Source organism: Halarchaeum salinum, from assembly GCF_039520965.1.
Classification (GTDB): Archaea; Halobacteriota; Halobacteria; order Halobacteriales; family Halobacteriaceae; genus Halarchaeum; species Halarchaeum salinum.
Genome location: NZ_BAAABL010000091.1, coordinates 1 through 1,689, shown reverse-complemented (window position 1 = coordinate 1,689; position 1,689 = coordinate 1). Strand labels below are relative to the sequence as shown.

1 protein-coding gene and 1 pseudogene are annotated in these 1,689 nt (G+C 58.7%); one reads left to right on the top strand and one right to left on the bottom strand.

The window, feature by feature from the left end:
* The first annotated feature begins 98 nt into the window (after positions 1-98).
* Positions 99-1,328, top strand: coding sequence for an RNA-guided endonuclease InsQ/TnpB family protein (locus ABDZ36_RS14330; RefSeq protein WP_211313752.1), 1,230 nt, complete (start codon positions 99-101; stop codon positions 1,326-1,328).
* A gap of 46 nt (positions 1,329-1,374) precedes the next feature.
* Here ABDZ36_RS14330 and ABDZ36_RS14960 read toward each other — a convergent pair.
* Positions 1,375-1,473 (bottom strand): annotated as a pseudogene (locus tag ABDZ36_RS14960) (DUF7389 domain-containing protein); the annotation flags it as partial.
* Positions 1,474-1,689 lie beyond the last annotated feature (216 nt).

Sequence of the window (1,689 nt, the reverse complement as noted above, 5' to 3'; positions counted from 1 at the left end):
AGTCTACAACGTCGAACAAGCCGTGAAACAGTGAATCCCGTCGCCCTCTGCGGATTCAATGAAGCCCTTTCAAGTATTCCTAACGGTACTAATGAAGTATGGAGGTCGTCCGCAACATCCAGATAAAGCTCGACGTTCCCGAAGACGCCCATAGCGTTCTCGATGAGACGTTCGAGCAATTCCAACAGGCGGCCCAGTACGTCGCTGACGCTGGATGGAGCGACGACCCCACGGAAATCGAGGACACGAAGAACACGCTCCACGAACAAACCTACACAGAGATTCGGGAGCAGACAAGTCTGCAAGCCAGTCTCGTCCAATCCGCCCGCAACCTCGCTGCCGACGCACTCGGCAACTGCAAAGACCGAATCCTCGAAGACGGCAAGAAGGCGAGCAAGCCCGAGTTCCGAGGCAGTGTCGTCGTGTATAACGGGCGAACCATCACGTACAACGACGACCACGTTACCCTCGCCACCATAGACGACCGCGTGACCGCCGAGTTCGTCACACCCGAAGACGAGGAAGGGACGCCGTTTGCGGAGTATTGGACGCCAGAGTGGGAACGCAAGGAAGCCACGCTCCACAAGCGTGACGGCACGTACTACCTCCACGTCGCAGTCGAGAAAGAAGTCGAACCTGCTGATTCTGACGACGAGCAGACCGAGAACGGAGTGGTTCTCGGCGTCGATTTGAACGTGGACGGCTATCTCGCCGTCACTTCGACGGGAGCATTCCTCGGTAATGCGGATTACCTCAACCACCGCCGCGACGAGTACGAGCGTCGGCGCGGCAACCTGCAACAGACAGGCACTCGTTCCGCCCATCTCACCATCAAGAGCATTGGCTCACGGTTCGCTCGGTGGAGCGCCGACTACCTCCACCGCGTCTCGAAAGCGATTGTGCAGGAAGCCGTGGAAAACAACTGTACGGCGATTGCGTTCGAGAACCTGACGCATATCCGCGAGCGCATCTCGACCGCCAGTAAGTTCCAGCAGTGGGCGTTCCGCGAACTCCAACGCCACGTCGAATACAAAGCCGAAGAGTACGGTATTAGCGTGGACGATGTTGCCCCTGCCTACACGTCGCAGCGGTGTAGTCACGGCGAGTGTGGCTTCACACACGAGGACAACCGTGATGGTGACGAGTTTGAGTGCCTGAAGTGTGGAAAGGAACTCCACGCGGATTATAACGCCGCTCGGAATATCGGGTGGCGGCTTGTCCAGCACTGGCTCAAGTCTGGTGCTGGACGGGCCACCAGTCAACTGGCCCTCAAGTCAGGGACGCTGAGCGCGAACGGCCAATTCCGGCCTTCCGCCTTGCGCGGGTAGAGCGGGAGTCCACTGACAAGCCTCGGGGCTTGACCCCGAGGCGGTCGACCTTGCCCGTGATCTTGTCTTCGTCGCGCGTCCCGCTCTCGCGTTTGAGTTGGACGGTAATCGAGACGCCAACGTCGGTGCGTTCGACGTGCTGAGTTTCGGTCGGCTGTTCGGCGGGCGCGTCGCTCGAAGAATTAGCTGGAAAATAGGGTGCTAAGCTCCCTTCCTCAAGGAGCGAACGGAACGAAGAGGAGTGAGCGAGTAGGGAGGGGATACAGCACCCACACGCTTCGTTGAAGGACAAACTCAGTCGATCACATCGGCAGCCGGATAATCTCGACCTCTAAGCGCCGAATCTCTGCGAACTGTGACC

Excerpts from the sequence above, each read along its gene's own strand:
- ABDZ36_RS14330 (WP_211313752.1), top strand. The coding sequence starts at position 99 with ATGGAGGTCGTCCGCAACATCCAGATAAAGCTCGACGTTCCCGAAGAC.